General features: G+C 69.7%; 6 protein-coding genes. 2 read left to right on the forward strand and 4 right to left on the reverse strand.

The window, feature by feature from the left end; genetic code table 11:
- Positions 1–70 precede the first annotated feature (70 nt).
- Both GD1_RS01980 and GD1_RS24590 read left to right on the forward strand, forming a co-directional pair.
- Complete coding sequence (locus GD1_RS01980) at positions 71–1,261, forward strand: sensor histidine kinase (RefSeq protein ID WP_244882451.1); 1,191 nt, start codon at positions 71–73, stop codon at positions 1,259–1,261.
- A gap of 200 nt (positions 1,262–1,461) precedes the next feature.
- On the forward strand, positions 1,462–2,511 hold the full coding sequence (locus GD1_RS24590; RefSeq protein WP_157079345.1) for a DUF8320 family protein: 1,050 nt from the start codon (positions 1,462–1,464) through the stop codon (positions 2,509–2,511).
- On the opposite strand, the gene GD1_RS01990 is transcribed toward GD1_RS24590, so the two are convergent.
- The 4 genes from GD1_RS01990 to GD1_RS24125 form a co-directional block, all read right to left on the reverse strand.
- On the reverse strand, positions 2,495–4,009 hold the full coding sequence (locus tag GD1_RS01990; protein WP_059035323.1) for a protein kinase domain-containing protein: 1,515 nt from the start codon (positions 4,007–4,009) through the stop codon (positions 2,495–2,497). The two genes, GD1_RS24590 and GD1_RS01990, sit on opposite strands and share 17 nt — an antisense overlap.
- A 285-nt stretch (positions 4,010–4,294) precedes the next feature.
- The gene (locus tag GD1_RS01995) at positions 4,295–5,146 is read right to left on the reverse strand and encodes an ABC transporter permease (protein ID WP_059035324.1); all 852 of its coding nucleotides are present in this window, start codon (positions 5,144–5,146) and stop codon (positions 4,295–4,297) included.
- Positions 5,143–5,952, reverse strand: coding sequence for an ABC transporter permease (locus GD1_RS02000; protein ID WP_059035326.1), 810 nt, complete (start codon positions 5,950–5,952; stop codon positions 5,143–5,145). The genes GD1_RS01995 and GD1_RS02000 overlap by 4 nt, the downstream gene beginning before the upstream one ends.
- On the reverse strand, positions 5,949–7,316 hold the full coding sequence (locus GD1_RS24125; protein WP_152972819.1) for an ATP-binding cassette domain-containing protein: 1,368 nt from the start codon (positions 7,314–7,316) through the stop codon (positions 5,949–5,951). The genes GD1_RS02000 and GD1_RS24125 overlap by 4 nt, the downstream gene beginning before the upstream one ends.
- Positions 7,317–8,138 lie beyond the last annotated feature (822 nt).

Here is an 8,138-nt window from a genome sequence, read left to right on the forward strand (position 1 = left end):
GTGACCGAAAGGCCCGTTCCCCACACCGGGGAGCGGGCCTTTCGGCGTCGGATGGTGTTTCAATGTCGGGGTGAATGCCGCCGAGCAGCCCGTGGGGCGCGATCTGGAACGCGTCCGGCGGATCGGGGCGCGCTTCCTCGGTGCCGGCCTGCTCGCCTATCTGATGGTGTCGTGGCCGGTGATGGTGTCGGCGTCGGTGCAGACCGCGCCCTGGTGGACACCGGTCAGCGTTCTCCTGGCGGTCGGCCCGGGGGCATTGCTGGTGGTGGCCAGTTTCCGGCCCGGGACCGACTGGCTGGGTCCGCTGGTGGTGGCGTGTTCGCTCGGGTACCTCGCCGCCGTCGGACTGTGGTTCGTGGCCTGGACCGGGACACCGCTGGCCGACCCCGACCAGTCGGCGATATGGCTGAGCACCTTCCCCGGGATGGCGAGCATGGTGGCGATGCTCGTCTATCCGCGATTCGGGGTGGTGCACCTGGTGGTCGCGAGCTTCGTGGTGAACTGCGCCCAGCAGATGGGCCGATTCGGCCATCTCGACACCGATCTGGTCTACGAGGTCTGCTGGGCGGTCGGGTTCACCGGGGTGTTCCTGGCGATCGCCCGGGTTGCGGTCCGGACGGCCGAACTGCTCGACCGGACCCGCGCCGACGCCCACCGGGTGGCGGCCGAGGCCGCCGCCGCCACGGCGCGGCAGGCCGAACAGGCGCGGTTCGACGCCGTGATCCACGACCGTGCGATCGCGAGTCTGCTCGCGATCGGGGTAGGCCGGCCCGATCCCGCACTCGCCGTGCAGGCGGAGTCGGCCCTCGACGCGATGGACAGGCTCGCGGCCGGGGTGATCGCGACCGGTCCGCCGATGATCACGGCACCTGTCGCATTGCGCCGGATCCGTGCGGCGGCACGTGACTTCGGCGAGGACATCGACATCGACATCGAGTCCGTCACCGCCGACGACACGCGCTATCCGGCCGAGAGCGTCGGCGCCCTGATCGAGGCGATGGGCGAGGCGCTGCGCAATGTGGGCCGGCATGCCGGTGCCGGTGCGTCGTCGGCGGTGCTGTGCCGGGCCGCCGACGACTCGATCAGCATGGCCGTGGTGGACGACGGCGCCGGCTTCGACCCCGAGCGCATCGCCGACGGACGGCTCGGCATCGCGGCCGGCATCCGCGGACGGATGGATGCCGTTCCGGGCGGGTCGTCGGTCCTGCGCAGCAGCGTCGGGCGTGGTACCACGGTCGGATTGCAGTGGGTGCGGCCGTGAGCGCAGGAGACGTGAGCGCAGGAGACGTGAGCGCAGGAGAGATGAACACACACGGATCGGATGCCAGCGGAACCGACACCACCGGGACGGACGGCGGGCCGATGCACACGGGAACGTCGGATACCGGGACACCGGGCACGGGGACACCGGGCACGGGGACACCGGATGTGACGGCGACCGCTGCCGGGGGACGGGGCGGCGTGACCGAGACGGCCGCTGTCGCCGACATCTTCGGTATCCGGTCACCGGCGGTACGCGTGGCGATGGGATTCTTCGGTGTGGTCGCCCTCGCGGTGACGATCCATTCCACCTCGGACGACTCACCGGTGTGGGGGTGGGTCCTGCTCGCGGTGGCCGCGCTGCTGCTGGGGGCCGCCTGCCACGGTGTGATCGCGGTGCGGGCCGATCCGATGCCCGTGGGTCCCGCGGCGTTGATCGCGGCCGCGACACTCCTCGGTGTGGGCGCCGGGCTGGCCCGGATCACCGACGCAGGGGCCGATGTCATGCAGAGCGGTCCGCCGATCGGGGCATCGGTGATCGTGCTCGCCTATCTCGCGGTACGCGGGCGGGTGGTGGCGGCGTGGGCGGTGAGCGCGGCGATCACGGTGGTCGCCGGGGTGTGGGCGGCGATGGTCGGGATGGGTGCGGTCTACGGTGTGCTGCTGACGGTCCCGGGCTACGCCATCATGATCATGGGGTCGTTGTTCGCGCTGATGCTGCGCCCGATGGCGGCCAACATCATCGCGCTGCGGGCCAGCGGGTCCCGCCAGATCGCGACCGAAGCCGCGGTGCGTGCCGCCGAAGATGTTCGACGGCAACAGATCTCCGGTTTCTCGCGGCAGGCGAGACCGCTGCTCGAGGCGGTCGCGGCGCGGCACGAGTTCACCGCCGAGGACGTGGTCCGTGCCCGGCTGGTGGAAGCCTCACTGCGCGACGGGATTCGGGCCCGCGGCCTCGACCGGGCGGAGGTGCGTGATGCGGTGTGGGCGGCACGTGCGGCAGGTGTGACGGTCACGCTGCTCGACGACGGGGGAGTCGACGCCCTGGACGCCACCGACCGCGAGATCGTGCGGGATCGGCTCGTCGCGGCTCTGGTCGCCGAACTCGACGGCCGGACCGACGGCCGGGTGGTGGCACGTATCCTGCCACCGGGCAGGCGGACCGTCGCGGTGATCTCGGTGTCAGGAGAGGGCCGGCGGGAATTCGACGCCCACGGCCGGGACGTCGGATCGGTCAGCTTCCCGAACTGAGGCTGCCGATGAAGCCGATCAGCAGCAGGATGCTCCACAGCAGCGTGATGATGCCGATGACGAGTCCGCTGATCGCCATCCCGCGGTGGGTGGGCTCGGCACCCGGTCCGGCGGGTCCATCGCTGGTGAGTCGCAGGTTGGCGATGGCGAAGTAGATGCCCACGCCACTCAGCACGATGCCGCCCACGCCGAACAGGCAGGAGCCCGGAATGGCGGCGAGCGACAGCACCAGGGCCAGGATCGCATTGCGGCGGGCCGGGGAATTCGACGGCGTCGGTGCCGGCGGTGGCGGATAGGCGCCGGGGGAGTACGGGGCCGGGGAGTACGGGGACGGGGAGTACGGGGACGGGGAGTGGGCCGATGGTGCGGGGGTGTGCTGGGTCTGGGGCGTGTACGGGCGAGCCGAGGTGGGCTGGGCTGCGGCCGATCCGGGGTGCACGCTTGGCCGGAACGGCTGTGGGGTCGACGACTGCCGGAACGGCTGTGGGGTGGATGACTGCCGGAACGGCTGTGGGGTGGACGACTGCCGGAACGGCTGTGGGGTCGGCGAGGGGGCGGGGTGTGCGGTACCCCGGCCGTCGGACGACGGCTGCTTGGTGAGGTCGGGCCGAGGGGGCAGGGTGGCAGCGGACGGGCGGTCCGAGGAGCCCGGGCCGGTCAGTGCGGCGGCGAGGTCGGTCGCGAACGCGGTGCAGGACGGATATCGCCGGCGCGGGTCCTTGTCGAGGGCACGGAAGAGGACCTGGTCGACCTGCGTCGAGAGTTCGGGGCGTCGTGTGGTGATCGGCGGCGGTGGTGACGACAGGTGCCGGCGGATCATGGCCGCGGCATTGCTGCTGTCGAACGGGGTGCTGCCGCTGAGCAGCTGGTAGGCGGTGCAGGCCAGCGAGTACTGGTCGGTGCGGCCGTCGAGGGTCTCCCCGGCGAGTTGCTCGGGCGAGGAGTAGGCGAAGGAGCCGACGGTGAAATTGGTTGCGGTGAGCCGGGTGTCGTCGACCATCGGCCGGGCGATACCGAAGTCGGCCAGCAGCACCCGCCGCCGGCCGCCGGGGCCGGCGGCGTCGGTCAGCAGGATGTTCGCGGGCTTGACGTCGCGGTGCAGCAGCTTCTGGGCGTGCGCGTGGTCGAGTGCGTCGGCCACCGCGGTGACGATCTCCTCGACGTCGGACACCGGGAGTCCTCGCGGATGGGCGAGCAGTGCGTCGGCGGCGTCGCGGCCCTCGACGTAGCGCATGGTGATCCACAACTGGCCGTCGTGTTCGCCGCGGTCGTACACACCGACGATGTTGGGGTGGTCGAGGCCTGCGGCGAGGTCTGCCTCTCGGATGAACCGGCGCCGGAAGTTCTCGTCGGCCGACATCGTCGCCGACAGCACCTTGAGTGCGTCCTGGCGGGGCAGTCGCGGGTGTGCGGCCAGATAGACCTCACCCATCCCGCCGGCGCCGAGCTTGCCGACGATGCGGTATCCCGCGAACTCCTGACCATCCACCAACGTCACGCCGAGAATTCTAGTGGCCGGGGCCGACAGGGTCGGGCGCGGAAACGAATCGGCCCGTCCGGCGGCGACGCCGGACGGGCCGTGATCGGTTGCGGTTCCACGCCCGGAGAGGTGGCCGGCGGGTCTACCCAACCGTCGCGGTGAGCGGTCGTCCACCCCCGCTCACATCAACAACGTTATTGGGCGAGCAGGGATGGGACCAGGGACCAAGGACCCGCCTTGGTGGGACATTCGGTGCCCCGGGGTCGCCGACGTCGCCGGATTTGTCGCCATCGCCGGCCGGGATCAGGATGCGGTGGCGGCCTTGCGGTAGCCGTGCAGCGCCGGATAGAGGCACACCGCCAGGGTGCCGACCGTCCACAGGGTGACCTTGATCAGGTTCTCGGTGAGCGGCCCGCCCGCCGCGAGCGCGCGCATCACCTCGATCGCCGGACTCATCGGCTGGTTGGCGACGATCGGTTCGAGCCACCCCGGGTATTCCGAGGCCGGGGCGAATCCGGTGTTGAAGAACATCAGCACGCTCGACACCAGCGAGAGCAACGGCACCAGGGGGGCGCCGGGGGAGAAGTTCACCGCGAGCGCGAGGACGATCGAGGCAAAGGCGATACCGAAGCCGACGGCGACCGCGTAGATGCCCAGGATCGCCCACGGGTCGGGGTTCATCCGGAAGCCCACGAGCCAGCCGACGACGATGAGCACGGTGGTGGTCAGCACCATGCGGACGATCTCGCAGACCAGCCGGGAGCTCAGATCGGCCGCGCGGTTGATCGGCAGGACGTACAGGCGGGACAGCAGCCCGGACGTGCGTTCCAGGTTGAGCCGGACACCGGCCACCACCGAACCGAACATGGCGCTGACGACGATCACCAGGGGGACGGTGCCGTAGGCCGCGTCCTGGCCGGTGGCCCGTCCGATGGCCTCACCGAGGACCACCTTGAGCATCACCATGGTGAGCACCGGCATCAGGAACACCTGCAGGAAGGTGCTCTTCTCGTGGAAGATCACCCACAGCTGCCGGGCGCTCAGGGCCCGCGTCTGGGCGAACCATGCGGCGAACGACGACTCGGCCGACGCCCCCTGAGCGGTCGGGCCGGTCTCGGGCAGCGTGATGTCGGACATCCGGTTCGTGGTGGTCATCGGTGCACCTTCCGGGTCCCGAGGTAGGTGAGGACGGCGCCGCCGACGATGAGGGCCACGCACCACCACACCGCGGGCGCCACGTAGCTCCAGGTCGCCGTCCCGTCGTCGAAGGCCCGCATGGCCTTGGCGAACTGCGACACCGGCTGGTTGCGTGCGAACGGGGCGATCCAGTCGGGGAACAGGATCGCGGGCATGAATCCGGTCGAGAGCATGCCCAGGATCAGCAGGGGCAGGCCGATCGCCTGGCTGGTGGTCTCGGGGCTGTCGGCGAGCAGTCCGATGGCGTCGGAGAGCACCGCGACGCCGATCCCGACCGTCAGGACCAGCGCGTAGAGCCCGATCGTGCCGCCGAGACCGCCGCCGGGCCGCCAGCCGGTGAGCAGGCTCGCGATCGCCGCACAGACGACCGAGATCACCAGCAGCACGAGGTTGGCGCTGAATCGGGCCAGGATCGGGGCGGCCGACCAGACCGGCATGGTGCGGAAGCGGGTGGTGATCCCGGTGGTGGCGTCCAGGCACGAGCGCATCGCCGCCGACGACGCGACGAAGCCCACCGACTGCAGGGCGATGATCGGCATCAGGAACTTCGCGTAGTCGATGTCGGCGTACTGGGACATGATGCTGCGCAGCGGCACGTAGAACGCGACGGCGAGGAAGGCCGGCGACACGAACGCGAAGATCACCTCGCCGTTGCGCATGATCGAGCCGAGGCCGCGCATCGTGAGCGTCCACCACTGGCGCACGGCCTCGATCCGCGCGCCGTCGCCCCCGGCCTGTTCCCGGGGCAGGGTCAGCTGCGTCATCGGCCGGTCCGGGTGGTGGGCGGTGCCGCGGCGGGCATGGCGTCGGTGTCCGGCTCGGTCCCGGTGGTGACGACGGGGGTGTCGGTGGTCCGGGACACGATCGGCGGGTGCTCGCGTGCCGGGTCGGTGAGGGTCAGGAAGACCTCGTCGAGGGACGGACGTTGCAGCGAGACGTCGGCGAGCCGGATGCGGCCGTCGGTGGCCCGCGCGACGATGGTGACCAGGGTGTCGGCGCCCTCGGTGGTCGGTACCACCAGTGCGGTGTCGGGTGACTGCTCGTCGTCGACGATGTCGCCGAGGACCGACCGGAGCCGGTGGAGGTCGGCCGGGTTGGCCGGGGTGACCAGATAGTGGGCGGAGCCGGTGAGGGCCTTGAGCTCGTCGGCGGTCCCGTCGGCGATCACCTGTCCACGATCGATGACGACGATCCGGTCGGACAGGGCGTCGGCCTCCTCGAGGTACTGCGTGGTGAGCATGATGGTGACCCCCTCCGCGCGCAGGTCCTCGACCAGCGTCCAGACCTCCTGGCGGCTGCGCGGGTCGAGTCCGGTCGTCGGTTCGTCGAGGAAGACCACGTCCGGACGGGTGACCAGACCGCAGGCGATGTCCACTCGCCGGCGCATACCGCCCGAGTAGTCGCCGACGCGGCGATCGGCGGCCTCGGTGAGGCCGAAACCGTCGAGGAGTTCGGTGGCCCGGGCCTTGGCCGCAGACTTCGACAACCCCATCAACCGACCGAACAGCACGAGGTTCGCCCGCCCCGACAGCGCTTCGTCGAGGGCCGCGAACTGACCGGTCAGCATGATCGACCGCCGGACCCCGGACGGGTCGTTCGCGACGTCGTGGCCCGCCACCGTCGCGGTACCACCATCGGGCTTAAGCAGGGTGCAGAGCATGTTCACGATCGTGGTCTTCCCGGCGCCGTTGGGGCCGAGGAGGGCGAGGATCGATCCGCGGGGAACGGAGAAGTCGACACCGGCGACGGCGGTCTTGTCGCCGAATTTCTTCTCCAGGCCGGAGACGGATATCGCGAGATCTGTGCTGTTCGGCGCGGGAATTGCGGTGGAGTGTAGTTCGAGTTGCAAATTATCTAGATCATTCGATCTAGTTAGTTGATCAAATGATCTGTCGAACTGGAATGATTGATCAAATTCGGCCGGGGGATTTTCCGGTGTCGGCCGGTGGCGATGATCGTCGTCGATCCGGCCGGTCGGGGGAGTCGCGGGCGGCGCCGGCCTGGTGTCCGTCGAATGTATGACCGGGGGTGGGCCGGGTATGCCGGTCGTGGGGGTGTCGATGCCGGGTGAATCCGGCAATCCGCCGATGTCAGATCCCGGATCCGCGCTTTCTTCCGGCGGGTTCACGGGAGCACGGTGGCGGGCGTGGCGACCGCCGGCGGCGGTCGGGGGCGGCGGGGCGGGGGTGTCGGAGGCGGCCTGATCGGTGCTCGCGGCGGGGGTCAGGGAGTCCCAGATGCTGGCGGTGTCCGGTGTGTCGAGTGCGATGAGATCGGCTGGGGAGAGTGGATCGCTCAGGGGATCCGGCTTCGGTCCTCGTCCCGCCCCAGAATTCGAGTTACACTGCTGTACAGGCATTTTGTCGCCTGGGTGCGGCTCCGGCGCCTTCTCGGCGCGTGGTTCTCCGTGCCCTGCTGATGTCATCGGCCGGTCGGGATGGGCGCCGTTCGGATGATGACGGGGCGTGGCGGGCAGGGGTGCGAGGCGTGGCGATGCCGACCGCCTGGTGGCTCCCTCTGTCATGCGGTGGTCCCTTCGCAGCTCCGAGGCGGATTCTTTACGAAAGCGAATCCGGCGTCGTCAACGTTACCCATTGTCTGGTTGATCGCGGGTTGACTTGATCGGGTTACAGATCGGTCGGGTAGTCGCCGGCCGGCCGAGTACCCCGATCGCACCCGTCCGGGTATGACGCTACGCGGGAGCCCGTCGTCGGCATTTGCGAGCCTTTGAATGAATATGTCTGAATTGGATCGGGAATAGCCGATCGAGGTCATGTCGGCCTTGTAACGTTTTCGGTGTGCCGATCGACGGCATTGAATGGGTGGCGTCCACCACCCCTGGTGATACGAGGTGATCATTGATGGCAGGAAGAGGGTCCGGCCCGAACGGCTGAGAGGTGTTTCTCCAGGGCGAGGTATCACGGGTATCGAAGATGAGCGAGAGTGGGAC

This window comes from Gordonia desulfuricans NBRC 100010 (assembly GCF_001485495.1).
Classification (GTDB): domain Bacteria; phylum Actinomycetota; class Actinomycetes; order Mycobacteriales; family Mycobacteriaceae; genus Gordonia; species Gordonia desulfuricans.

What these genes read in the sequence shown, in the direction of transcription:
- GD1_RS01995 (WP_059035324.1), bottom strand. Translation starts at nt 5,146, where the DNA reads ATGACCACCACGAACCGGATGTCCGACATCACGCTGCCCGAGACCGGC.
- GD1_RS02000 (WP_059035326.1), bottom strand. Translation starts at nt 5,952, where the DNA reads ATGACGCAGCTGACCCTGCCCCGGGAACAGGCCGGGGGCGACGGCGCG.